We start from the raw sequence: 25,217 nt of genomic DNA on the forward strand, positions 1-25,217 counted from the left end.
GCGGCTTTCTACAATGGAAGGATGTTTGTTCACCTGCGCCTGCACACCGAGTTTTCCGTCGTCGACGGCACCAACCGCATCGACGAAGTCGTCAAGGCCGCCGCTGCCGACAAGCAGCCCGCACTGGCCATCACCGACCTGAACAACCTGTTCGGGGCGGTCAAGTTCTACAAGCAGGGGCGCGGCAAGGGCGTCAAGCCCGTCATCGGCGCTGAAATCTTCATCGAGGGGCTGGGCAAGGAGCCCGGGGTGCTCACCCGCATCGTGCTGCTGGTGCAGAACATGGAAGGCTACCTGCACCTGTCCGAGCTGCTGGCGCGCGCCTGGACGCAGAACGTGGGCCGCGGCCAGTCGCAGGCGGCCTGCAAGCTCGAATGGCTCCAGGAGCTGCAGGGCGGGCTGATCGCGCTGTCGGGCGCGCAGGCCGGCCCGCTGGGTGCGCCGCTGCTGCAGGGGCAGGAAGAACGCGCCGCCGAGCTGGCGCTGCAGCTGGCGGGGATGTTCCCGCACCGCTTCTACATCGAACTGCAGCGCGCGGGCCGCCCCGACGACGAGCCGCACGTGATCGCCGCCGTGAAGCTCGCGGCCCGGCTGCGCCTGCCGGTGGTCGCGACGCATCCGGTGCAGTTTGCCGAACGCCAGGACTACGAGGCGCACGAGGCGCGCGTCTGCATCTCGGAAGGCGAAATCCTGGGCAACCCCCGCCGCGTGCGCAAGTTCACCGAGGAGCAGTACTTCAAGTCGAGCGCCGAAATGGAGGCGCTCTTTGCCGACGTGCCGAGCGCGCTGGCCAACACGGTCGAGATCGCCAAGCGCTGCAACCTCACGCTGGTGCTCGGCAAGCCGCAGCTGCCCGACTTTCCGACGCCCTTCATCAGCGAAGGCGTGCGCATGCCGATCGACGAGTTCTTCCGCCAGGAGTCGTTCGTGGGCCTGGAAGAACGCCTGGCGCACCTCTACCCCGACGTCGCCAAGCGCGATGCCGAGCGGCCGCGCTATGTGGAGCGGCTGGAGTTCGAGATCAACACGATCCTGAACATGGGCTTCCCGGGCTACTTCCTGATCGTGGGCGACTTCATCAAGTGGGCCAAGAACAACGGCTGTCCGGTGGGCCCGGGCCGGGGCTCGGGCGCGGGCTCGCTGGTGGCCTACGCGCTGAAGATCACCGACCTCGATCCGCTCGAATACAAGCTGCTGTTCGAACGCTTCTTGAACCCCGAGCGCGTCTCGATGCCCGACTTCGACATCGACTTCTGCCAGGGCAACCGCGACCGCGTGATCGACTACGTCAAGGACAAGTACGGCCGCGATGCCGTGAGCCAGATCGCCACCTTCGGAACCATGGCCGCGCGCGCCGCCATCCGCGACGTGGGCCGTGTGCTCGACATGAGCTACATGTTCTGCGACGGCATCAGCAAGCTCATTCCCAACAAGCCCGGCCAGCCCGTCACCATTCAATATCCGCCCAACCCCAAGGTGGAAGGCGACAAGAACAACTACGCCATCGAGATGGAGCCGCAGCTCGCGGCGCGCATCGAGAAGGAAGAAGAAGTGCGCATGCTGGTGGAGCTCGCGCAGAAGCTCGAGGGCATGACCCGCAACATCGGCATGCACGCGGGCGGCGTGCTGATTGCGCCCGGCAAGCTCACCGACTTCTGCCCGCTCTACCAGCAGCCCGGCAGCGACTCGGCCGTGAGCCAGTACGACAAGGACGACGTGGAGGCCATCGGCCTCGTGAAGTTCGACTTCCTGGGCCTGGCCACGCTCACCATCCTCGAGATTGCGAAAGAGTTCATCGTCAAGCGCCATAAGGGCCAGGAGAACTTCGCGTACGAGAACATCAAGCTCGACGACCGCGAGACCTACAAGCTGTTCTCCGAAGGCAAGACGGAAGCGGTGTTCCAGTTTGAAAGCCGCGGCATGCAGGGCATGCTGAAGGATGCGCGGCCGACGCGCCTGGAGGACCTGATCGCGCTCAATGCGCTGTACCGTCCGGGTCCGATGGACCTGATCCCGAGCTTCGTGGCGCGCAAGCATGGCCGCGAAGAGGTGGAGTATCCGCACCCGGCCGTGGCCGAGATGCTCTCCGAGACCTACGGGATCATGGTCTACCAGGAGCAGGTGATGCAGACCGCGCAGATCCTGGGCGGCTACTCGCTCGGCGGCGCCGATTTGCTGCGCCGCGCCATGGGCAAGAAAAAGCTCGAGGAGATGGCCGAGCACCGCGAGAAATTCCGTGCGGGTGCGCTCAAGACGCACGGCATTCCCCAGGACAAGGCCGACGAGATCTTCGACTTGATGGAGAAGTTCGCGGGCTACGGCTTCAACAAGTCGCACGCCGCCGCCTACTCGCTGCTGGCGTACCACACGGGCTGGCTCAAGGTCCACTACACGGCCGAGTTCTTCTGCGCCAACATGACCGTGGAAATGGACGACACCGACAAGCTCAAGGTGCTGTTCGAGGACGCGCAGAAGAATTTCGGCATCACCTTCGAGCCGCCGGACGTGAACCGCGGCAACTACCGTTTCGAACCGGTCACCGACAAGGTGATCCGCTACGGCCTGGGCGCCGTCAAGGGCACGGGCCAGCTCGCGGTCGAGGCCGTGGTGCGCGCACGGGAGGAGGGCGGCCCGTTCAAGAGCCTGTTCGACTTTTGCGTGCGCATCGACCGCCAGCGCATCAACAAGCGCACGGTCGAAGCGCTCATCAAGGCTGGTGCCTTCGATTCGATCCAGCAGAACCGCGCCTCGCTCATTGCCTCGGTCGACCGCGCCTTCGAGTTCGCGGCCGCCACCGAGGCCAATGCCGCGCAGGTCGACATCTTCGGCGACAGCGAGCACGGTTCGGCCACGCAGGAGCCCGAGCTGGTCGACGCCACTCCCTGGGGCGTGAAGGAGCGGCTCACCTTCGAGAAGACGGCCGTCGGCTTCTATCTTTCGGGCCACCTGTTCGACGAGGTGGCGCACGAGGTGCGGCGCTTCTGCAAGCGCGAGATCGGCGACCTGATGGACACGCGCGAACAGCAGGTGATCGCGGGCATCGTGAGCGATTTCCGCGTGATCAACGGCCAGCGCGGCCGGCTGGCGATCTTCAAGCTCGACGACAAGTCCGACGCCATCGACGCCACCGCCGACGAGGCGCTGATCAATGCGAACCGCAACACCCTGAAGGACGACGAGCTGGTGATCGTGAGCGGCCGGCTCCAGCCGGGCCGCGGCGGCTTCGAGGCCCGCTTCCAGGTGCAGCAGGTGTGGGACCTGGCCACCGCGCGCTGCCGCTTCGGAAAATTCCTGCGGGTGGCCGTCAATGGCAAGGCGCCCGACATCGCGCGCCTCGTGAAGGACTTTCCGCCGCGCACCGAGCAGAGCGAGCACGGCGACCTCGTGCAGGGGCTGCCGGTGCGCCTGTCGATGGCGCGCGGCGGCGCGCAGGTCGAGCTGCAGCTCGGCGAGCGCGCCAGGTTCTTCCCGACCGACGCCGCGCTGGCGAGTTGGACCGCGCAGGCGGAGGCCGGCAAGGCCTCGGTCGTCTACGAATGAGAAGGATGAGCGGCGAGGCGGCCGGGCGCGTGTAGCGCCTGGCCGGCCCTGCTATCGCTTGGGCCGCAGCGAAACGATCAGCGACGGGAAGATGCGCCCGTCGGTGTCGCGCGGCAGCTTGTCGGTCTTGTGCAGGCCGCGCTCGGCGGCTTCGTCCCAGCTGGGCAGTCCGCTCGACTTGGTCAGCTTGACGCCGACGATGGTGCCGTCCGGTGCCAGGTTCACTTCGAACTCGGCGGCCGGATTGCCGTTGACCGTCTCGGCATCGGGGAAGGTGATGTTCGGTCGCACGGCGGCCGCGATGCGTCCCGCATAGCCGCTCGACGGCCCTGACGAGCGCATGGCCGTGCCCTTGGAATCGTCGCTGCCGCTCGCGCCCGCAAGGCCCTGCATGCGCTTGAGCGTTGCGGCGCGGTCGGCCGCGGCCTGCTTGGCTGCGGCTTCCTGCTGCTTCTTCGCTTCGGCCTGCTTGGCCTCGGCTTCCTGCTGCTGCTTCTTCTGCTGCTCGGCGAGCTTTTGCTGCTGCGCCTTCTTGCGTTCGGCTTCGTCTTCGGCGCGCTGCTTGGCCTCGAGCTCCTTCTTGCGCTGTTGTTGCTGGCGCTCGAGCTCGCGCTCCTTCTGTTCCTTTTCTTCCTTGAGCTTTTTCTCGCGCTCGAGCGCGATATCCGGCGCACGCGGCGCCGGTGCGGGCTCGGGGGCCTTCACCTGGGGCGGCGGCGGTGGCGGCGGAGCAGGCGGCGGCGGCGCGGGAGCCGGCGTGGGTGCCTGCGGCGCCGACAGCCGCGGCGCGGCCTGCTGCACCGTGGACGACCACAGCTCCGCATCGACGGCGCCTTCGTCGGCATCACTGCGCCAGCGCACGCCCCACGTCAGCGCGGCAATCAGCAGCGCATGCGCAACCAGCGCGAGCAGCACCGCGCGCGGCGTGCCGCGCTGCGGCGGTGGTGCGAACTCGGGGCGATCCAGTGCGAGGGACATGCCTTATTTGCCGCCCGTGGTGGTGACGGACAGGCCCACGCGCTCGATGCCGCTGCGCTTGAGCTGGTTCATCGCCTTCACGACGGTTTCGTACTTCACCGACTTGTCGGCGCTGATGACCACGGGGCGCTGGTCGTCGCCGCCCTGGGCGGTCTTGGCCGCGGAGCCGATCTGGGTCATGGGAACGGACGTGCCGCCGCTGCCGGTGGACGGGTCCTTCTTGATCTGCGCTTCGTCGTCGCTCTTGATGACGATCTCGATCGGCTTGTCGGGCTGCTTGTTGGCGCGGTCGACCGAGGGCAGGTTGATCACGCTCGGCGTGATGAGCGGCGCGGTGACCATGAAGATGATCAGCAGCACCAGCATCACGTCGATGAACGGGACCATGTTGATCTCGTTGATCGTGCGGCGGCCTCGGCCCCGGGATGAAACGGCGGGCATGCGCTGTAACCTCGCTCAGCGGTTGGCCGGAGCCGCCGAAGTTGCCGACGCCACCGCGGCCGGATTGGCCGAGAGGTTGCGCTGCAGGATGTTGGAGAACTCCTCGATGTAGGTTTCGAGGGCAATCGCGATCTTGTCGATCTCGCGCGCGAAGCGGTTGTAGCCCACCACCGCCGGAATGGCGGCGAACAGGCCGATGGCGGTGGCCACCAGCGCTTCGGCAATGCCGGGCGCCACGGTGGCCAGCGTCACCTGCGCGAGCGCGGCCAGGCCGGTGAAGGCATGCATGATCCCCCAGACCGTGCCGAACAGGCCGACGTACGGCGACACCGAGCCCACGGTGGCCAGGAACGACAGGTTCTGCTCGGCCGCGTCGAGTTCGCGCTGGAAGCTCGCGCGCATCGCGCGGCGGGCGCCGTCCAGCAGCGTGGGGGCGTCGCTTACGTGGCGTTCGCGCAGCTTCTGGTACTCGCGCATGCCCGAGGCGAAGATGCGCTCCATGGGCCCCGCGAACTTGGCGTTCTGCGCGGCCGAGGCGAACAGTTCGTTCAGGCTGGTGCCCGACCAGAACTCGCGCTCGAAGTCGTCGTTGAGCGCGCGCATGCGGCGCAGCGCGAAGTACTTGCGGATGATCGCGGCCCAGCTGGCGATCGAGACGATCACGAGCAGCAGCACGACCAGTTGCACCACGAAGCTCGCATGGAGCAGGAGATTGATGATGGAGAGGTCTTGGTTCATGGCTTGAAAGGTTGAGTCATGGAGCCGCCGCAGCGCTCGAGGGTTCCCGCAACTTGGGCTGGTATCCGCGCAGGACGCAGTGTGGAGGCATCCACCCAGCCGATGCGGATCGTGCCTTCGCACAGCAGAACCGGCGCCGCGGCCCCCATTCGTTCCTGCTCTGTTTTTGATAGCACGCGTTGACCGATTATCAACGACGCCGTGCCCAGTTGTCGGAGATCGGCTGTAACCAGCAGTTCGTCGTCGAGCCGCGAGGGGCGATGGTATTTGAGCTGCGTTTCGCTCACCACGAACTGGCCGCCGGTTTCCTCGCGCAGCTTTCGCTGCTCCACGCCCAGCGAACGTAGCCACTCGGTGCGGCCGCGCTCCATGAACTTGAGGTAGTTGGCGTAGAACACGATGCCGCCGGCGTCGGTGTCTTCCCAGTAGACACGGATCGGAAACGCGTAGCTCATCGGGCGGGGTTCGCGATCATGGCGCGCAGGCGCTCGACCGATTCCTGCAGATGTGCCATCGAGCTCGCAGTGGAGAAGCGCACGAACCTGGCCGTCTCGGCGGTGCCGAAATCGCGGCCCGGCGTCACGGCCACGTGAGCGCGCTTCATGGTTTCGAAGGCGAAGTCCCAGCTGCCCGAGATGCCCAGCTTCTCGGCGACGGCGGTGCAATCGGCCCAGGCGTAGAAGGCACCGTCGGGCACCACCGGCACGTTCAGGCCCAGCGCATTCAGCTGCGGAATGAACCAGTCGCGTCGCGCCTTGAACTCGGCGCGGCGGCGCTCGTATTCGGCAATGCTCTCGGCCTCGAAGCAGGCCAGCGCCGCGTACTGCGACACGGTGCTCGCGCAGATGAAGAGGTTCTGCGCCAGCCGCTCGACCACGGGCACCAGCGCCTCGGGCACCACCAGCCAGCCCAGGCGCCAGCCGGTCATGTTGAAGTACTTGCTGAAGCTGTTGATGCTGATCACGTTGTCGTCGATGGCGAGTGCCGTCTGGCCAAACGCGTCGTCGTACGAAAGCCCAAGATAGATCTCGTCGATCAGCGTGATGCCGCCGCGCCGCGACACCACCTCGTGGATGCGGCGCAGTTCATCGGGCGCGATCGAGGTGCCGGTCGGGTTGGACGGCGAGGCGAGCAGTACGCCGCGCGTCTTGTCGGTCCACGCGGCCTCGACCTTGGCGGCCGTGAGCTGGAAGCGCTCTTCGGCGGTGGTGGGTATCAGCACGGCCTTGCCATCCGCGGCGCTCACGAAGTGGCGGTTGCAGGGATAGCTGGGGTCGGGCAGCAGGATCTCGTCGCCGGACTCGATCAGCGCCAGGCAGGCCAGCTGCAATGCGGCCGAGGCCCCCGCGGTCACCACGATGCGGCGGGCCGGCACGTCGACGCCGAAGCGCTGCGCATACCAGCCGCTGATGCGTTCGCGCAGCAACTCGAGGCCGGTGGCCTGGGTGTACTGCGTGGCGCCGGCGCGCACGGCGCGGGCGGCGGCTTCCTGCACCAGCGGCGGGGCCGTGAAGTCGGGCTCGCCGATGTTCAGGAAGATCATCGGCCGGTCGGTGTGGGCCACCTCGCGTGCGAGCACGCCGGCGGCCTTGGCCACCTCCATCACGTAGAAGGGTTCGATGCGCTGTGCGCGCGCCGAGATCCTCATGCCTTCGCTTTCCCCGAAGCCCGGTCGGCTTCCACTTCGAGCGGGCGAAGTTGCGGCGCCAGGCCATTGAGTACGGCGTTCACGTACTTGTGGCCGTCGGTGCCGCCGAACTCCTTGGCGAGTTCGATGCACTCGTTGAGCACCACGCGCCATGGCACGTCCAGGCAGTGCTGGAACTCGTACACGCCGATCCACATCACGGCGTGTTCGATCGGCGAGATCTCCTCGAACTTGCGGTCCAGCAGCGGGCGGATCAATGCGTCGAGCTGCTCGGCGCCCTCGATCGAACCGTGCAGCAGCGCGTCGTAGTGCGCGGCGTCGGCCTTGTGGAAGCCCGCGAGGTCGCGCGTGAAGTGGTCGATCTCGGTCGGGTCGTTGCGGCCCACCAGGTGCTGGTAGAGCGCCTGCAGCGCGAACTCGCGCGCGCGGCTGCGGTTCGACTTGGCCGAGGCCTTGCGCGCGCCGGTGCTGGTGAGGCCGGTGCGCACTTGCCGCGCCGGGCGCGGCTTGGCGCCGGCTGCCTTGTTGTTGTCTTCGGTCATGTGAGGGAGGCCAGCAGCCGCGCCATCTCGACAGCCACCTGGGCCGCATCGCGGCCCTTGTCGGTCTGCCTGGCGACGGCTTGCTCGAGGTTTTCGGTCGTGAGGATCGCGTTGGCGATGGGAAGGCGATGGTCGAGCGCCACGCGGCTCGCGCTCGCGCCCGATTCGTTGGCCACCAGTTCGAAATGGTAGGTCTCGCCGCGGATGATGCAGCCCAGCGCCACCAGCGCGTGGTAGCCGCCGCGCACGGCCATGGCCTGCAGGGCCACCGGCACTTCGAGCGCGCCCGGAACCTGCACATGATGGATGTCGTCAGCGGCCACGCCCAGCCTCTCGAGCTCGGCCAGGCAGGCGGCGGCGAGCGCGTCGGTGATGTCGGCGTTGAAGCGCGCCTGCACGATGCCGATGCGCAGGCCTTTTCCGTCGAGCGGCGTGTTGTTGTCAGCGCCCTTGTTTGCACCTTGCATGGTGGTCAGTCTTTCGTGAGGTAGCCGGCAATTTCGAGGCCGTAGCCTGCGGCCATGCTCGGCATGCGGCGGGGCGTGCCGAGCAGGTTCATCTTGTGCACGCCGCATTCGCGCAGGATCTGCGCGCCGATGCCGTAGCTGCGTAGGTCCATGCGGCCGCGTTCCGGGGCTTGCGCGGGCCGTGCGGTGCCGTCGAATTGCGCGAGCAGTTCGCCGGCCGTTTCGCCGCAATTGAGCAGCACGGCCACGCCCTTGCCTTCGTTCGCGATGTGCGCGAGGCTGGCGTCCAGGCTCCACGAGTGCAGCGAGCGGTTGATCTCGAGCGCGTCGAGCACCGACAGCGGCTCGTGCACGCGCACCGACACCGTGTCTTCCGGCGCCCACTTGCCGCGCACCAGCGCCAGGTGCACGCCACGGCTCGGCTTGTCGGTGAAGGCATGGGCGGTGAAAGTGCCCCAGGCCGTCTGGATCTCGCGGCAGCCGACTTTTTCGACCAGCGATTCGGTGCGGCTGCGGTGCTCGATGAGCGCGGCGATGGTGCCGATCTTCAGGCCATGCTCGGCCGCGAAGATCTGCAGGTCGGGCAGGCGCGCCATGGTGCCGTCTTCGTTCATTACCTCGCAGATCACCGAGGCGGGCGAGCAGCCGGCCATCGCGGCCAGGTCGCAGCCGGCTTCGGTATGGCCGGCGCGCATCAGCACGCCGCCGTCCACCGCCTGCAGCGGGAAGATATGGCCGGGCTGCACCAGGTCGCTGGCCACGGCGTTGCGCGCCACGGCCGCCTGCACGGTGCGCGCGCGGTCGGCGGCCGAGATGCCGGTGGTCACGCCTTCGGCCGCCTCGATGGAGACGGTGAAGGCGGTCGAATGCTTGGCGCCGTTGCGCGACACCATGGGCGGCAGCTGCAGCCGCTCGCACATCTCGCGCGAGAGCGTGAGGCAGATCAGCCCGCGCGCATGGCGCGCCATGAAATTGATGGCCTCGGGCGTGATGTGATCGGCCGCAATGACGATGTCGCCTTCGTTCTCGCGGTCTTCCTCGTCGACCAGGATCACCATGCGGCCGGCGGCGAGCTCGGCCACGATCTCCTCGACGGAAGAAATCGGCGCGGGCGCCCGCGTGCCGCGGGGAGCGCCGATGGGCGTGACGGAAGCGTTCATTCGGCGGTGTCCTTGGAGTATGTGGAAGAGGGCGGCACCAGAACGCCGGCCTGGAGCATGCGCTCCACGTAGCGCGCCACGGTATCGATTTCTAGATTGACCTTCGAGCCGGCCTGGAGGCTGCCCAGCGAAGTGTTGTCGACGGTGTGCGGGATCAGGTTGATGCTGATCTCGGCGCCGTCTTCGATGTCGCTCACGCTGTTGACGGTCAGGCTCACGCCATTGACCGTGATCGAGCCCTTGTAGGCCAGGAAGCGCGCCAGCGCGGGCGGCGCCACCACGCGCAGCTCCCAGCTTTCGCCGACCGGCGCGAAGTGGCTGACCGTGCCGATGCCGTCCACGTGGCCGGAAACGATGTGGCCGCCCAGCCGGTCGCTGGCGCGCAGCGCCTTCTCGAGGTTGATGCGGGCGCCTTCCTCGGTCAGCCCCGCGGTCTTGTCGAGCGATTCGGCCGAGATGTCGATGGTGAACTGCTGCCGCGCGGGGTCGAGCGTGGTCACGGTCATGCACGCGCCATTGAGCGCAATGCTGTCGCCGAGCCCGACGTCGTCGAGATAGCCGTCGGGCACCGCAATGCCGAGTCTTTTGCCGTAGGAGGAGGAGGGGCCGAGGTCGTGGATGGCGGCGATGCGCCCCACGCCGGTGATGATTCCGGTGAACATCCGCGCATTTTCGCAGACATCCTGGGTCCGCCCGGCGGGCGCCTGCATTCGCCCGCTAGAAAGCGTCCCTTCCCGCGACCCGGGCCACGATCCGCAGGTCCGGCCCGATCCGCTCGATGGTCCTGAATTCCAGCGGCAGGGCGCCGGCCAGGTCGGCCAGCGGCCCGCCGGTGTGGATGCCGGAGGCCATGTCCAGGCCGTCGCCGATGAGCTTGGGCGCCAGGTACACCAGCAGCTCGTCGACCAGGCCCTCGCGCAGCAGCGAGCCGTTGAGCTTGTGGCCGGACTCGACGTGGAGTTCGTTGACCTCGCGCTTGGCCAGATCCCGCAGCATCGCGGCCAGATCGACCTTGCCCTGCGCATTGGGCAGGCAGGTGATGGTGGCGCCGCGCGCTTGCAGCGCGGCAGCCTTGGCGCTGTCCTGTACCGCGGCGTAGATCCAGACGGGGCGGCCGGCCATGAAGATCTGCGCGCCGGGCGGCGTCTGCAATTGGCTGTCGACCACCACCACGTGCGGCTGGCGGCTGGTTTGCACCAGCCGCACGTCGAGCCGGGGATCGTCCTCCAGCACCGTGCCCACGCCGGTCAGCACCGCGCTGGCCCGGGCCCGCCACGCGTGGCCGTCGGCGCGCGCCGGTTCCGAGGTGATCCATTGGCTCACGCCGTTGCGCAGGCCGGTCTTGCCGTCCAGCGAGGCCGCGGTCTTGAGCCGCACCCAGGGCGTCTTGCGGACCATGCGGCTGAAAAAGCCGATGTTGAGTTCGCGTGCTTCCTCCGCGCCCGGCCCCACCTCGACCGCAATACCCGCGGCGCGCAGCCGCTCGAAGCCCTGGCCGGCCACGAGCGGGTTGGGGTCGGCGATCGATGCCACAACCCGGCCGATGCCGGCCGCGGCCAGCGCCTCGCAGCAGGGCCCGGTGCGGCCGTGGTGCGCGCAGGGCTCGAGCGTGACGAAGGCGGTGGCACCGGCAACCGAAAGGCCCCGCGCCGCGGCATCGCGCAGCGCCATCACCTCGGCATGCGGGCCGCCGACCTGCTGGGTGTGCCCTTGGCCGATCACGGCGCCGTTGGCGTCCACGAGTACGCAACCGACGCGGGGATTGGGGTCGGTCTCCGGCCCGGCCTGGCGCGCGAGGTCCAAGGCTTGGGCCATGAAATTCACAATTTCATTTGCATTTGTCATTTTTTATTAAATTAAATCTATTTGAAAATCAATTTAAAACAATTGAAGCCAATGATCCATTGATCCGTTTATTTCGACCGCTCGTCGTTCAACAGCTGGTCAATAGAAATTTGCCAAATAGAATTTTTGAAAAATTGCAATCAGGGAGAAAAACGTCCGCCGCTCCAGCCACTTCGGCGAGGCGGCGGACGGTACGGCATGAAAAACGGATTCTGCGCGTCCGCGAGGACGCATTTCCGCCGACCCGGAACGCCACGCGGCTTCACGCTGGTCGAAATGATGGTCGTCATCGTACTGATGGCCATCCTGCTGGCGCTGGCGCTGCCCAGCTTCAACAGCCTGGTCGAAAAGTACCGCGTCGAGGGCATGGCTTCGGCCCTGATGGCGAGCGTGAGCCACGCGCGCGCAGAGGCGGCTCGGCGCGGGCAGGCCGTGACCATCCGGCAGCGCGCGGAGTGCAGCGGCGCAGACTGGAGCTGCGGCTGGGAAACAGTGGTCGGCAGCGGCGACGGGTTCGAAATCCTCCAGCGGCAAGACCCCGACACGCGCGTTGCGGTCGAGAAAAGCGCCATGGGGCCCATGGCCTTCGATCCCATGGGCCATTTTTCGAGCGTCGCCCGCATCAGCTTCCACCCGGCGGGGAGCGCCAGTTCATCCAACGATGTTGCCGTATGCCTGTCGCTGGGCTGGCGTACCCGAGTGGTGAAGGGGGGCAGCGTGTGCTGAGCTGCCTGATTCGCGAGCCACGCAAGCTGCGCAGGGGTCAGGCGGGCTTCTCGATGCTCGAGGCCCTGGTGGCCATTCTCGTGCTCTCGTTCGGCCTGCTCGCGCTGGCCGGCTTCCAGCTGCGTGTGCTTTCCGACAGCGTGGGCGCGAGCAACCAGAACATCGCTGCGCAGTTGGCCGGCGACATGGCCGATCGCATCCGTGCGAATCCCGTGAGCGGCGCCATGGCCGCCAGCCCCTATGTGGCCGACTGGACGGCGGCGGGCGCCACCGAACCCACCCTCGCGTGCGCAGGGGCCAAGGCCAGTTGCACCGCCGCTCAGCTGGCGGCTCACGATCTGTGGACCTGGAAGCAGCGGGTGGCGAGTGCATTGCCGGGCGGCGTGGCCGACGTGCAGAGCAGCAAGGCCGCCGGCGGCCTGCTGTTCGTGCACATCGCCTGGGAAGAGCCTGCTGCAGTCAACCCGATCGCACCGGATTCGGCCTGGAGCTGCCCGACCGGCAAGGCCTGTCAGGAAGCCATCGTCGCGGTGCCACAGCCATGAACAACAAAGCCTTCTCCTTGCGCCAGGTCGGCTTCACGCTGGTCGAGATCCTCGTCGCGCTGATCATCGGCATGCTGGTGGTGCTGGCTGCGATGGCCAGCATGCTCGGCACGCGCAGCACCGCCATGACGGGTGATGACGTCAATGCGCTGCACCAGTCGTCGGCGCTGGCATTCAGGCTGCTCGGGCAGCAGATCCGGCAGGCCGGCTACTTTCCGATCGATGCCAACGGGCCGCTGTATTACTTCGACGTCAATGCGGACACCAAGCTCGGGAGCGAGCCGGCCTTCTTCGCGATCAAGGGGCAGGAAGCGGCCGCCGGTTCGGTGAACGACACGCTGAAGGTCGGCTATGCGCCGAACCCGGATTTCTTCCACGACTGCCTCGGCCAGGTGGCCAAGAGTTCGGCGGGCGCAGCGTACACCCCCGGCAATCCCGCGGATCCCGCGAACGTGCGCCTGATCACCAGCGAGTTCTACGTGGTCAACGGCACCTTGCGGTGCATGGGCAGCGGCAATACCACGCCAAAGCCGATCATCGACGGCGTCGAGCGCTTCGATGTCATGTACGGCATCGGCGATGCCGGAACCGAACGCGTGGTGCGCTACGTGACGGCCGCAAACGTCGCGAGCTTCGATCAGGTTCGAACGGTGCGCGTGTGTCTGCAGCTTGCCGGTACTTCCAGGAGCAACCCGGGCGGCAGCTACGTCGACTGCGACGGCTCGTCGCGGACCAGCAGCGACGGCAGGCTGCGTCGCGTCTACACGGCGGTGTTCGCGCTGCGGAACCTATGAAACATATTCAGGTCCCCGGCAGATGCGCGGCGCAGCAGCGCGGATTCTCGCTGTTCATCGTGCTCATCATGCTGCTGCTCTCGGCGCTGCTCGCGGTGGGCGGTGCGCGGACGGCCCAACTACTCGAATCGATGGCGGGCAACCAGCGCGACTACCAGCGCGCCTTCGAAGCCGCCGAAGCCGCATTGCTGGATGCCGAGCGCGACATCCGGCAACTGGCCTTCGATGCCGCGACGCAGACCTACGTGGCGTGTTCTGCGCTCGTGGACTCGCCTTGCCGCAAGGCCGCGGACAGCCGCGTCTTTCCCGATCGGGATACCGGCTGGGTCACCGCCTACGTGGGCAAGGGCGCCAACAGCTGCGAGCGTGGCATCTGCTACTTCGCCGGGACGGACTCCGTGGGCGCTGCTTCGGGCAGCGAGGCCTACCGGTTCTGGATCCGTGCCGCGTACGTGGACCAGTACGCCGCCTATGGTCGATTCACGGGCGCGCCGACGGCTGGCAATCCAGCCCTGGCCAGTGCCAGGTACTGGATCGAGGTGATCGACCGTCCCCGGAGTGACGAGCCGCTGTACCGGATCACTGCGCTCTCCACCGGCGCGCGCACGGCCGGCACGGGCGGCGGCACGCGGGTCCTGTTGCAGATGTCCTTCGACCCGGCCGCGGTCAGGAAAGTGAATTGAGCATGGCAAGAAAAATCGAGATGAGCATCCACAGGTTTTCGAGGAGCGCCGTGCTGTGCGGCCTGGTGCTGGCGCAGGCCGCGGGGCACGCCGCGCAATATCCGCTGGCCCAGGCGCCGCGCAACACGGCGGTCAAGGAGCCCGCGCCGAACGTGATCGTGTCGGTCGACAACTCGGGCAGCATGGCGTGGTCGTCGCGGGCTTCGGATGGAAGCTCGGAACCACCGGCTGGCATACCCACGCGGCTGGAAGCGCTGAAGACCGCGCTCAGGGACAACTTCTCGGCGGCCAACATCCCCAACGACCGGATCCGCCTTTCCTGGCAGGCGATGAACAACAACAAGGTTGGCGGCTGCGTCGGCTTCTTCGGCGACACCGCCGCGGGCGCCTATCAAGCCGGCAGTTGCCTCGTCAATGGCCGGGCCAATGCGAACCTGATGCGTTCGCTCGATGACACGCATCGCGCCAACTTCATGAGCTGGGTCGATGCCCTGGCGGCGGCCGGCGGAACACCCTTGCACGCCATGATGACCCGCGCCGGCGAATACATGAAGACGACAGGCCAGTTCAATCCCTATTCGGATGACCCGGGGGTGGAAGGGGCGACCCAGTCGAGCTGCCGCAAGTCTTTCCACATCTTCATGACCGACGGCGACTACAACCTGTTTGGATTCAACCCCGACCCCGCGGCACTCGGCATGCCTGCCATCGGCAATGCGGATGGAACGGGCCGCACCTTGCCCGATGCTGTGGCCTACGTGCCGCGTGCACCCTTCAAGGACGATGCAGGGGCGGTCAACATCGGCCTCAACTGGGAAAAAGACGCCTCCGGCAACTGGAGGCCGAAGGCGGAATACCGGCCCACACTGGCCGACATGGCCTTCCACTATTGGGCCAGCGACCTGCAGCCCGCCGTGTCGAACAACCTCAAGAAGGTCGTTGCAGAGCCCGGCGACGTGAGCGTGGGAACGGCGACGGTCCCCGAGTACTGGAATCCCAAGAACGATCCCGCCACCTGGCAGCACCTGAGCACCTACACCATCGGCTTTGGCGCTGCCTCGTCGTGGACGGGCACGCCGGCCATCTCGGCGAATGCGCCGCAGCCGACCTACAGCGGGGACTACGCGCGTTTGGCCGATGGCTCGATCGCCTGGAAGGATCCGCTGGCGAGCACCTTGGCGGCGAACGGAGGATGGTATTCCGCAAGCGGCGCCTATGGCTACTACCACGAGCTCACCGACAACGCCGCCGCCGTGCGCATGGACCTCTGGCACGCCGCGCTCAACAGCCGGGGCACCTTCACACCGGCCGCGAACGCGCAGGCCCTCGGCGATGCCTTCCGATCGATCCTCTCGCAGATCCTGTTCAACACCAGCACCCCGCTGACCTCGATCTCGGCCAGCGGCAGCAGGATATCGAGCGCCACCTCGGCCTACCAGGCCGGCTACGACACGGCCGACTGGTCGGGCAAGCTGACGGCCACGCCGTTTGGCAGCAACGGCAAGCTGGCCGCCACGCCCGCGTGGTCGGCGCGCGAACTGCTCGATGCGCGCATGTCCGTGGCCGGCGCGCACGACAGCGATCGCAAGATGCTGAGCTTCTCTGGAACCACCGCGGCAACACCCACCAGCGCCGCGGCCGCCGGTGCCGGCGTGCCATTCCGATGGGCCAACCTGAGCGACGCGCAGAAGGCGGCGCTCAAGGGCAGCACCGGCACCGACACGGCAAGCACCGCCCTCGGGCAGGGCGTGCTCGACTTTCTTCGCGGCGACCGCAGCAACGAGGGCACCGGCCTCGGCCCGCGCAGGCGCGGCCACGTGCTGGGCGACATCGTGGACTCCAGCGTCTGGTACACGGGCAAGCCCAGCAGCGGCTTCACCCATGACGGCTACGCCGCGTTCGCCTCGACCATCGACCGCAAGCCGACGGTCTATGTCGGCGCCAACGACGGCATGCTGCATGCGTTCAACGCCGGCACCGGCCAGGAGGCGTTCGCCTATGTGCCCGAAGGCGTCTATGGCACGGCGGCGGCGCCCCAGCTCAAGAAGCTCAGCGAGAGCACCTACTCGCACAGGTACTACGTCGACGGCAGCCCCTTCGTGGCCGACATCTACATGGGTTCGGCCGCCGACGCCATGGCCACCGACACCGAGAAGGCGAAGCTGTGGAAGTCCTTCCTCGTGGGCACGCTGGGGGCGGGCGGCAAGGGCTACTTCGTGCTCGACGTCACCAAGCCCGAGAACATCGGCGAGACCCATGCCGCCGACGTGGCCGTGATCGACACCACCGCGCTCGCCGACGACGACCTCGGCCACCAGTTCCAGCAACCCGTGCTCGATTCCTTTTCCAGGCGCGCGCTGCAGGTGGCGCCGCTCAACAACGGCCGCAGGGCCGTGATCCTGGGCAACGGCTACAACAGCACGAGCGAGAAGGCGATGCTGTGGATCCAATACCTCGACGGCGACAAGTCCGTGCTGAAGATCCCCGCGCCCGCCACGCAGGCCACCGGCACCGGCAACGGGCTCTCGGCGCCGCAGGTTGTGGACAGCAACGGCGACGGCAAGGTCGACTACGTCTATGCCGGCGACCTGCTCGGCAACCTCTGGAAGTTCGACCTGAGCAGCGGCAAGAGCAGCGACTGGAAGGCTACCTTGGGCTCCGGCACTGCAGCATCGAGCCTGGACGGCACGCCGCTGTTCGCCGCCGGCGCCACGCAGCCGATCACGGCCGCGCCGCTGGTCGCCGACCATCCGCGCGGCGGCTACATGGTGATGTTCGGCACCGGCCGGCTGTTTGCCGCCGGCGACGAAAGCAGCAGCGCCAGGCAGTACCTGTACGGCGTCTGGGACCGCGCCAACGGCAGCACGGGCACCGCGGTGCTGGCCGACCTGGTGGCGCAGACCATCGGCGCCGGCACGGTGAAGGAAGGCGACGTGGAATTCCGCACCGCGTCGAGCCACGGCGTGAGCTACAGCGGCTCAGGCGGCAAGCGCGGCTGGTACCTGGAACTGGGAACCGCCGGCGAGCGCATCGTCTACCCGGGCGACGCGCTGAGCGGCAGCGCGGGCCTGTTCTCGTCCACCATTCCCGGCTCGGCGAGCAATTCGCTCGACTGCGCGCCGGGCACCAGCGACGAGGGCTGGTCGATGGTGATCGACTTCTTCAGCGGCGTCGTCCCCGACGGCATCGCCTACAACGGGTCCACCAGCGCGCTGGGCGGCTATCTCGGCTTCCGCAACCACTCGGGCCGGGACGACATCGTCTTTCGGCCGCAGAACGCCGCGGAAAAAGGCAAGCACGTGATCTGCAATGCGGCCGGCGGCTGCAACGAGACCGAGCTGCCGCAAGCCGTGCGCCGCTTCGGCTGGCGCAACCTGATCTCGTGGAATTAAGGCCGCATGAACAAACATCTTGAAATGCAGGCCCGCAAGGAGCGGATTCGCCCGCGCGGCTTCACGCTGGTCGAACTCATGATCGTGGCGGCGGTGATTGCCATCCTGGCCGCGATTGCCTATCCGAGCTACACGCGCTATGTGCTGCGGGCCAAGCGGGCCGATGCCAAGCAGCAACTGCTGCAGGCGGCGCAGTGGACCGAGCGCTACCTGACGGCCAACGGGCAATATCCACCTGCGACCGTCCCGCTGCCGGCCGGGCTGCAGCAGGCGCCATCGTCCGGCACGGCGAACTACGCCATCGGCTACGCCGCAAGAACGGCAACCACCTACACGCTGCAAGCCGTGCCTCAGGGCGCATCGAAAGCCGACGAGTGCGGAACGCTCACGGTGAACCAGCAGGGCGTCAAGCTGGCGGCCGGCCAGACCAGCGCTTCGAATGCGTTGGTGCAGGCCTGCTGGAACCGCTGAGCGCGCGGCTCTTCAGATGTCCCGCAGCAGCTGCCGGAACTCGTCCACGTCCTCGAAGCTGCGGTACACCGAGGCAAAGCGCACGTAGGCCACCTTGTCGAGCTTCTTGAGCTCACGCATCACGAGTTCGCCCACCTTGGTCGAATCGATTTCGCGCAGGCCGCTGGCAAGGAGCTTCTGCTCGATGCGCAGCAGGGCGTTGTCGATCTGCTCGATGCTGACCGGCCGCTTGCGCAGCGCCAGCATCATCGAGGCGCGGACCTTGCCCGATTCGAAGTCGGCGCGGCTGCCGTCCTTCTTGACGACCACCGGAAAGTTGACGTCGGGCCGCTCATAGGTGGTGAAGCGCTTGTCGCAGGCGCTGCACTGGCGGCGCCTGCGCACGAAGTCGGCGTCTTCCGAAACGCGGGTCTCGACGACCTGCGTTTCGAGATGACCGCAAAAAGGGCATTTCATGCGGCCACTTCTTGCGGGATCAGCGGTAGACCGGGAACCGGCTCGTCAGCGCGTGCACCTTGGCGCGGACCGCGTCGATGTTGGCGGCGTCGCGCGGGTTCTCGAGCACGTCGGCGATCAGGTTCGCGGTGATGCGCGCCTCTTCGTCCTTGAAGCCGCGCGTGGTCATGGCGGGGGTGCCGATGCGCACGCCGCTGGTGACCATCGGCTTTTCAGGGTCGTTGGGGATCGCGTTCTTGTTGATCGTCATGTGGGCGCTGCCCAGCACGGCTTCGGCTTCCTTGCCGGTGATGCCCTTGGCGCGCAGGTCGACCAGCATCACGTGGCTTTCGGTGCGTCCGCTCACGATGCGCAGGCCGCGCTCGGTGAGCGTGTCGGCCACGATCTGGGCGTTCTTGACCACCTGCTGCTGGTAGGCCTTGAACTCGGGCGACATGGCTTCCTTGAACGCCACGGCCTTGGCGGCGATCACGTGCATCAGCGGACCGCCCTGCAGACCCGGGAAGATCGCGCTGTTGATGGCTTTCTCGTGCTGCGACTTCATCAAAATGATGCCGCCGCGCGGGCCACGCAGGCTCTTGTGGGTGGTGGAGGTGACCACGTCGGCGTGCGGCACCGGGTTGGGATACACGCCCGCGGCCACCAGGCCGGCGTAGTGGGCGATGTCGACCATGAAGATCGCGCCCACGTCCTTGGCCACCTTGGCGAAGCGCTCGAAGTCGATGCGCAGCGAGTAGGCCGAGGCGCCCGCGATGATCAGCTTGGGCATGTGCTCGTGCGCCTTGCGCTCCATCGCGTCGTAGTCGATGGCTTCGTTGGCGTCCAGGCCGTAGCTCACCACGTTGAACCACTTGCCGCTCATGTTCAGCGGCATGCCGTGCGTCAGGTGGCCGCCTTCGGCCAGGCTCATGCCCATGATGGTGTCGCCGGGCTTCAGGAAGGCCAGCATGACGGCCTCGTTGGCCGAGGCGCCGCAGTGCGGCTGCACGTTGGCGGCGTCGGCGCCGAAGATCTGCTTGATGCGGTCGATGGCCAGTTGCTCGGCCACGTCGACGTGCTCGCAGCCGCCGTAGTAGCGCTTGCCGGGGTAGCCTTCGGCGTACTTGTTGGTGAGCTGCGAGCCCTGGGCGGCCATGACGGCCGGCGAGGCGTAGTTTTCACTCGCGATCAGCTCGATGTGGTGTTCCTGGCGCGCGTTTTCGGCCTGGATGGCAGCCCAGATTTCAGGATCGGTCTGTTCGACCAGGATGTTGCGGTGGTACATGGCAGTCCTTTGAAGACGAGGTCCTTGTTCTTCAACCAAACAAGGGCTGCCCAGGCGAACGGCTGAACGCCTGAATGGATGCCAGGCGGCACGCTTCCCAGTGGTATTCCACGTCAGCGCAGGGCACCTTGCGGGGTGCTGCGCCTATCGCCAGTCGCGTACGGGGTGGAGTGTAGCGCAGGGGCTCAGGAAACGCCCGACAGCAGGGCCACTTTCTGCGGGTCCGCGGCCGGCTCGGCCGCCTGTTGCGGCTTGGGCGGCACGGCAACCGGGATCGGCTGGGCCTGCGCCCGCACGACCGGCGCCGCGGGCGTTGCCATCGTTGGCGGATTGCGGCCGTTGGCCACTTGCACCAGCCGTTCGTGCTCGGCCAGGACCTTGCCGGCATAACCGCCGTCGTCGTCGAGGTTGGCCGCGCCCACGTAGTAGCGCAGGCCGCCTTCGAGCGATCCGGCGCGGGCGATGCATTCCTGCAGCACCTTCACGCCGACGCGCATGTTGGTCACCGGGTCGAACGCGGTGAGCGTGCCGCCGGCGCTTTCGTACTTGTCGCCGTGCACGCGCGTCATGACCTGCATCAGGCCCTGGGCGCCCACCTGGCTCTGGGCGAAGGGATTGAAGCTCGATTCGACGGCCATGATGGCCAGGATCAGCGTCGGGTCGAGCTTGGTGCGCTTGCCCAGGTGGTAGGCCTCCGCAACCAGCACGCTCAGCGGTTCGGCCGCCACGCGGTACTTCTTGCTGAGCCAATAGGCCACGGCGGCCTGCTGCTTGGGCAGGTCGCCGGGGCTCGCGGCCGTGGTGCGCACGATGGCGGTCGGCTCCAGGTCGGTGGCTTCGGGCGCGGGCTTGCGCGACTCTAGCCAGCCCATGAGCTGTTCCTCGCCGGTCTTGCGCAGATCGGGCCGCGCCACAAGCGCGAGGACCGCGAACACGATGGCCAGGCCAACCAGCGCAAACCCGTTGTGGGTGATTTCAAAAAAGCCGTCTGCCACATCGGACACAAAGGTCCTCAGCCCGCGGGCTGTGGCATCAAACGCCTTGTTCATCGCTCTTCCTTTCTGTGCGGCACCTGTTCGCAGCGCCGCGGGGGCGAATGGAATGAAGGCAACGGCGCTTGGATTGGTACGAATCAGGCTCCGCGCATGGAGGTGTAGGGGTAGAGCGCGGCGGCCTGATCAAGCCGGGGGAACTCGGCAGCGGATTCAGGTGGCCCCTGCTGGGTCTGGGGCAGCCAGGGGCAGGCGGGATTCTAGCGCGGCTAAATACCCGGTCAAGTATAAGAGCCTATTCCCTTATGTGATTACACATTTAAACAATATCTATGGGAAAACCCTTGGAAGACGGCATTGCAATGCAAGGGTGCGGCGCCTAATCTGAACACGCCTGAGTTCTCAGGCGGTTTTCCGAAATCCTACGGCCCGAGGTGCAAGTCAAGGGTCGGAACGATGGAGGATCCATGGCGGCAATCTCTTGCTGCCAGCACGGCAGGAACCATTGACTTCCGGTCGCGCGAAACGATGGCATGGGTTTTGTGCCCGCCATCAAGCCCGGTAATGAGACATTTCGTCGAATTGCCGGGCTTTCTTGTTTCTGGCGGCCTGCGTCTTTGCGGCACACTCCCGCGATGGATGTAGCTTCGCTCAAACAAAACAAATGGGTGCGACGTGGGATCGTCGCGTTGCTGGTTCTGCTGGCTCTCTGGGTCATCGCCTGGCTGGCGGTGCCGCCGATTGCCAAGAGCCAGCTCCAGAAGATCGCGAGCGAAAAGCTGGGCCGGCAGGTTACCGTCGGCAAGATCGATTTCAAGCCCTGGACGCTTGAGCTCGCGCTGCACGACCTGCGCATAGCCACGGCCGACGGCAGCCGGCCCCAGGTGGCGGTCAAGCGCATCTATGCCGACGCCGAACTGCAGTCGATCCTGCGGCTGGCGCCGGTGATCGATGCGGTGACGGTCGAGGCGCCGGCCATCCTGCTCACGCACCTGGCCGACGGCAAGTACGACATCGACGACGTCCTGGCCAAGCTCGCAGCCGGCCCGCCGCCCGATCCCAAGGCCGAGCCGGCGCGCTTTGCGATCTACAACATCTCGCTCAGGGACGGCGCGGTCGATTTCGACGACCAGACCGTCAAGCGCAGGCACGAACTGCGCGGCTTCGTTCTCAACGTGCCGTTCCTGAGCAACCTGGCCTCCAAGCGCGACATCAACACCGAGCCCAAGCTGGCTTTTGCGCTCAACGGCAGCAAGTTCGATTCGGCAGCCCTCACCACGCCGTTCGCGAAGAGCCGCAAGACCGATGCCCATGTGCAGTTCAAGGGCCTCGACCTGTCGCCGTACCTGGGCTACATCCCGGGCGGCCTGCCCGTCCAGCTGCAGGCGGGCAGCCTCGATGCCGACCTGAAGATCGACTTCGAGCAGGCCGCCACCGCCGGCCTCAAGATCACCGGCACCGTCGAAGCGCACAAGGCAAAGCTCGGCGATGCCCGGGGGCGGGACCTCCTGGGTTTCGATTCGCTCAAGCTGGCGCTGGCCGACGTGCGGCCGCTGGAAGCGGTGTTTCACCTGAGCGAAGTCGCGCTGGCCAATCCGCAGCTTGCGGTCGCACGCGATGCCAAGGGCCAGTTGAACCTGCTGGCCACCGATCCGGCCACCGGAGCGGCAGAGAAGGTGGCACAAGCCCCCGCCGCCGTCGCAAGCGCGCCGGACGGCAAGGCCCCCGAAAAGCCGAAGCTGAAGGTCCAGGTCGACAAGGTGGCCCTCAGCGGCGGGCGCATCGGGTGGCGCGATGAAACCGTTCAGCCGGCCGCGGCCATCGAGACGACCGCGCTCGGCCTCGACCTGACCGGGCTCACCTGGCCCATGGAGAAGCCGGCCCGGTTCAGCGGCAGCACCGCCCTTGCCGGCGCCACGCTCAAGTTCCAGGGCAGCGCCACCGACAAGGTGGCCGAGGTGCAGACCGAGGTCGATGCGCTGCCGCTGTCGCTGGCGGCTCCGTACCTCGCGCACAGCCTGGAGCCCACGCTCGACGGCAAGCTCAGCGGGCAGATCGACATCGCCTGGGCCCAGCCCGATCTCCGGTTCAAGGCGCGGCGCCTGGCCGTCGATGGCCTGGCGCTCACCCAGGCGAAGACCGCGCTGGCAAGCGTCGGCCGCTTCGAGCTGGTCGATGCCGAGGTCGACATGACCAGGCACACGCTCGACGTCGCCTCGTTCACCGCCACCAACCCGAAGGTGCAGGTCGAGCGCGACAGCGAAAAGCGCTGGATGTTCGAGCGCTGGCTCAAGACGCCGGCCGGCGGCGGCGCACAGGCCAAGGCGGCCGCGCCCAAGCCCGCCGGCTCGGGCCCCGAGGCGGCACCTCCCGGCGCCAACACCAAGCCCTGGGGCTTGACCATCGGCACGCTGGCGGTCGACAACGGCACGCTTTCCTATGCGGACAAGGCCAGCGCGACGCCGGTCGCGGTCGAGATCACGGCATTCACCCTGAAGGCGCAGAAGGTCGCGCCCGAAACCGCCACGGTCTCTCCCTTGCAGGTTTCGGGGCGCATCGGGTCGCGCCGCTCGGAGCCGGGCCGTTTCGATTACAAGGGCAACGTGGTGCTCAAGCCGCTCTCGGCCGAGGGCCGGCTCGAAGTGGCCTCGTTCCCGGCCCATGCCTTCAAGGCCTACTACGCCGACGCGCTCAACGTCGACATCCGCCGCGCCTTCGCCAGCTACAAGGGAACGGTGCGCTACGCGAGCGCGCCGGCCGGCATGACGATCAAGCTGGCCGGGGACACGGCGCTCGACGACTTCCGCGCCAACAGCATCTCGCTGACCCAGTCGCCCGGCTTCGACCGCAACACCAACCAGCTGCTGAGCTGGAAGACGCTGAGCCTGCGCGGCCTGCAGGTGAGCATGGCGCCCAATGCCGCGCCGGCGGTGGACGTGCGGGAAACCACGCTGACCGATTTCTTCGCCCGCGTGATCGTCGACCCGACCGGCCGGCTCAACCTGGTGAACCTCACCAAGAAGGGCGAGGCGGACGCCAACGCCGCCGCCGCGGCCAGCGCAGAGGTCAAAACCCGCCGCAGCCTCGGCGGAACCACCACCACGACGCGCGGCGGACCGCAGCAGCCTTCGGGCGGCGGCGGTGCGCCGGTGTCGGCCGAAGCCATGGTCGGCGGCGGCCCCGAGCCCGCCAAGCCGGCCGCGGCGCCTGCTGCGACCGCGCAGGCCGAAGCCGATTCAGGGCCCAGGCCGGTCATCAACTTCGGCCCGATGAGCCTGGTCAACGGCCGCATCGACTTCACCGACCTGTTCGTGAAGCCCAACTATTCGGCCGACCTGAGCGAGCTGACCGGCAAGCTCAGCTCCTTCTCGTCGAATCCGCCCCAGGGCGAGGGCGGGCGCCCCGCGCTGGCCGACCTGGAACTGCGCGGCAAGGCGCAGCAGACCGCCGCGCTGGAAATCACCGGCAAGCTCAACCCGCTGGCCAAGCCGCTCGAACTCGACATCACGGCCAAGATGCGCGACCTCGACCTGGCGCCGCTGTCGCCGTACTCAGTGCGCTACGCCGGCCACGGTATCGAGCGCGGCAAGATGAGCATGGACGTCAACTACAAGATCGCGCCCGATGGCCAGCTCACGGCCTCCAACAAGCTGGTGCTCAACCAGCTGCAGTTCGGCGACGAAGTGCAGGGTGCGCCCAACAGCCTGCCGGTGCGGCTCGCGGTGGCGCTGCTGGCCGACCGCAACGGCGTGATCGACGTGGACCTGCCGCTCAGGGGCTCGCTCAACGACCCGCAGTTCAGCATCGGCCCGTTGATCTTCAAGGCGGTGGTCAACCTGATCGTCAAGGCCGTGACCTCGCCGTTCAGCCTGCTGACCGGCGGGCTCGGCGGCGGCAGCGGCGAGTCGAGCACCATCACTTTCGAGTCCGGAAGCGCCGTGCTCAGTACCACTGCCAAGGAGAGCCTGGACAAGGTCGTCAAGGCGCTGACGGAGCGTCCGAGCCTGCAGATGACGGTGGTCGGCACGGCCAGCCTCGAAAAGGAGCGCGACGCCTACCAGCGCCAGCGCCTGCGCCAGCTCGCCCAGGCCGAGAAGCGGCGCGTGGCGGTGCGCGGCGGCCAGGCGGGCACCGAGGTGCCGCCGGTGACCGATGCCGAATACCCCGAGCTGCTGACTGCCGTGTACAAGCGCGCGGACATCACCAAGCCGCGCAACATGGTCGGCCTCGCCAAGGACCTGCCGGTGAAGGAAATGGAAAACCTGCTGCTCGCGAGCATTCCGGTCGACGAGGAGTCGATCCGGCAGCTGGCCGTGGAGCGCGGCGCCGTGGTGCGCGACTACCTGCTGGCCCAGAAGCTGCCGAGCGAACGCCTGTTCCTCGGTGCCGTGAAGACCAAGGCGAGCGGTGGCGACTGGAAGCCCGGCGCCGAGCTCGACCTGGCCATGAAGTGACAAACACCCACTTGGTTTTCCGCCCCGTCTCGCCATATAGGTAGCCATCCCGCGTCCGCTTCCGGCAGCCATTTGGCTGCG

General features: G+C 67.2%; 21 protein-coding genes and 1 riboswitch. Of the genes, 8 read left to right on the top strand and 13 right to left on the bottom strand.

Features of this window, described 5'->3' with window-relative positions; genetic code table 11:
• Window positions 1-21: 21 nt before the first annotated feature.
• Window positions 22-3,540 carry a DNA polymerase III subunit alpha gene (gene dnaE / locus FB547_RS19195; RefSeq protein WP_145744972.1) on the top strand — a complete coding sequence of 1,173 codons (3,519 nt, stop codon included), beginning with the start codon at window positions 22-24 and terminating at the stop codon, window positions 3,538-3,540.
• A 51-nt stretch (window positions 3,541-3,591) separates the two neighbouring features.
• Here the strand turns inward: dnaE and tolA are convergent, their stop codons facing one another.
• Genes tolA through ribD form a run of 10 tightly spaced genes read right to left on the bottom strand, consistent with a single transcriptional unit; the run spans window position 3,592 to window position 11,359 of the window.
• Complete coding sequence (gene tolA / locus FB547_RS19200) at window positions 3,592-4,518, bottom strand: cell envelope integrity protein TolA (RefSeq protein WP_018904627.1); 927 nt, start codon at window positions 4,516-4,518, stop codon at window positions 3,592-3,594.
• Window positions 4,519-4,521: 3 nt separating this feature from the next.
• Entirely contained in the window at window positions 4,522-4,959 is a 438-nt protein-coding gene (locus FB547_RS19205) for an ExbD/TolR family protein (RefSeq protein WP_012748215.1), read from the bottom strand.
• 15 nt (window positions 4,960-4,974) lie between these two features.
• Window positions 4,975-5,697, bottom strand: a complete 723-nt coding sequence (gene tolQ / locus FB547_RS19210) for a protein TolQ (protein WP_012748214.1) — start codon at window positions 5,695-5,697, stop codon at window positions 4,975-4,977.
• A complete protein-coding gene (locus FB547_RS19215; protein WP_145744974.1) occupies window positions 5,694-6,152 on the bottom strand; it encodes a YbgC/FadM family acyl-CoA thioesterase in 459 nt (152 codons plus the stop codon). The genes tolQ and FB547_RS19215 overlap by 4 nt, the downstream gene beginning before the upstream one ends.
• Entirely contained in the window at window positions 6,149-7,345 is a 1,197-nt protein-coding gene (locus FB547_RS19220) for a pyridoxal phosphate-dependent aminotransferase (protein ID WP_145744976.1), read from the bottom strand. The genes FB547_RS19215 and FB547_RS19220 overlap by 4 nt, the downstream gene beginning before the upstream one ends.
• A complete protein-coding gene (gene nusB, locus FB547_RS19225; RefSeq protein WP_145744978.1) occupies window positions 7,342-7,887 on the bottom strand; it encodes a transcription antitermination factor NusB in 546 nt (181 codons plus the stop codon). The genes FB547_RS19220 and nusB overlap by 4 nt, the downstream gene beginning before the upstream one ends.
• On the bottom strand, window positions 7,884-8,354 hold the full coding sequence (gene ribH / locus FB547_RS19230) for a 6,7-dimethyl-8-ribityllumazine synthase (RefSeq protein ID WP_145744980.1): 471 nt from the start codon (window positions 8,352-8,354) through the stop codon (window positions 7,884-7,886). The genes nusB and ribH overlap by 4 nt, the downstream gene beginning before the upstream one ends.
• Before the next feature lie 5 nt (window positions 8,355-8,359).
• Window positions 8,360-9,514: a bifunctional 3,4-dihydroxy-2-butanone-4-phosphate synthase/GTP cyclohydrolase II gene (ribBA, locus tag FB547_RS19235; protein ID WP_145744982.1), complete on the bottom strand. Its 1,155-nt coding sequence runs from the start codon at window positions 9,512-9,514 to the stop codon at window positions 8,360-8,362.
• A complete protein-coding gene (locus FB547_RS19240; protein WP_145744983.1) occupies window positions 9,511-10,176 on the bottom strand; it encodes a riboflavin synthase in 666 nt (221 codons plus the stop codon). The genes ribBA and FB547_RS19240 overlap by 4 nt, the downstream gene beginning before the upstream one ends.
• A 55-nt stretch (window positions 10,177-10,231) precedes the next feature.
• Complete coding sequence (gene ribD, locus FB547_RS19245; RefSeq protein ID WP_145744985.1) at window positions 10,232-11,359, bottom strand: bifunctional diaminohydroxyphosphoribosylaminopyrimidine deaminase/5-amino-6-(5-phosphoribosylamino)uracil reductase RibD; 1,128 nt, start codon at window positions 11,357-11,359, stop codon at window positions 10,232-10,234.
• Between the two features lie 198 nt (window positions 11,360-11,557).
• Between ribD and FB547_RS19250 the strand changes: the two genes are divergently transcribed.
• The 6 genes from FB547_RS19250 to FB547_RS19275 are packed head-to-tail and all read left to right on the top strand — an operon-like array spanning window position 11,558 to window position 17,970.
• Complete coding sequence (locus tag FB547_RS19250; RefSeq protein ID WP_145744987.1) at window positions 11,558-12,085, top strand: GspH/FimT family pseudopilin; 528 nt, start codon at window positions 11,558-11,560, stop codon at window positions 12,083-12,085.
• A complete protein-coding gene (gene pilV / locus FB547_RS19255; protein ID WP_261380338.1) occupies window positions 12,031-12,630 on the top strand; it encodes a type IV pilus modification protein PilV in 600 nt (199 codons plus the stop codon). Before FB547_RS19250 ends, pilV begins: the two co-directional genes overlap by 55 nt.
• On the top strand, window positions 12,627-13,424 hold the full coding sequence (locus FB547_RS19260; protein WP_145744991.1) for a PilW family protein: 798 nt from the start codon (window positions 12,627-12,629) through the stop codon (window positions 13,422-13,424). Before pilV ends, FB547_RS19260 begins: the two co-directional genes overlap by 4 nt.
• A complete protein-coding gene (locus FB547_RS19265) occupies window positions 13,421-14,107 on the top strand; it encodes a PilX N-terminal domain-containing pilus assembly protein (protein ID WP_145744993.1) in 687 nt (228 codons plus the stop codon). Before FB547_RS19260 ends, FB547_RS19265 begins: the two co-directional genes overlap by 4 nt.
• A gap of 2 nt (window positions 14,108-14,109) precedes the next feature.
• Window positions 14,110-17,499 (top strand): pilus assembly protein, encoded by a 3,390-nt coding sequence (locus tag FB547_RS19270; protein WP_261380339.1) that lies wholly within the window; start codon window positions 14,110-14,112, stop codon window positions 17,497-17,499.
• 24 nt (window positions 17,500-17,523) lie between these two features.
• A complete protein-coding gene (locus FB547_RS19275) occupies window positions 17,524-17,970 on the top strand; it encodes a type IV pilin protein (RefSeq protein WP_145745220.1) in 447 nt (148 codons plus the stop codon).
• 12 nt (window positions 17,971-17,982) lie between these two features.
• On the opposite strand, the gene nrdR is transcribed toward FB547_RS19275, so the two are convergent.
• The 3 genes from nrdR to FB547_RS19290 all read right to left on the bottom strand — a co-directional run bounded on the left by nrdR (window position 17,983) and on the right by FB547_RS19290 (window position 20,739).
• On the bottom strand, window positions 17,983-18,426 hold the full coding sequence (gene nrdR / locus FB547_RS19280; protein ID WP_012748200.1) for a transcriptional regulator NrdR: 444 nt from the start codon (window positions 18,424-18,426) through the stop codon (window positions 17,983-17,985).
• Window positions 18,427-18,445: 19 nt separating this feature from the next.
• Window positions 18,446-19,690 (bottom strand): serine hydroxymethyltransferase, encoded by a 1,245-nt coding sequence (gene glyA / locus FB547_RS19285; RefSeq protein WP_145744994.1) that lies wholly within the window; start codon window positions 19,688-19,690, stop codon window positions 18,446-18,448.
• A 41-nt stretch (window positions 19,691-19,731) separates the two neighbouring features.
• A riboswitch (ZMP/ZTP riboswitch) is annotated at window positions 19,732-19,858 on the bottom strand.
• A 17-nt stretch (window positions 19,859-19,875) separates the two neighbouring features.
• A complete protein-coding gene (locus FB547_RS19290; RefSeq protein WP_145744996.1) occupies window positions 19,876-20,739 on the bottom strand; it encodes a lytic transglycosylase domain-containing protein in 864 nt (287 codons plus the stop codon).
• A gap of 578 nt (window positions 20,740-21,317) precedes the next feature.
• On the opposite strand from FB547_RS19290, the gene FB547_RS19295 reads away from it, so the two are divergent.
• A complete protein-coding gene (locus tag FB547_RS19295; RefSeq protein ID WP_145744998.1) occupies window positions 21,318-25,136 on the top strand; it encodes a DUF748 domain-containing protein in 3,819 nt (1,272 codons plus the stop codon).
• Window positions 25,137-25,217 lie beyond the last annotated feature (81 nt).

It is taken from the genome of Variovorax beijingensis (genome assembly GCF_007828835.1).
GTDB classification, from domain to species: Bacteria; Pseudomonadota; Gammaproteobacteria; order Burkholderiales; family Burkholderiaceae_C; genus Variovorax; species Variovorax beijingensis_A.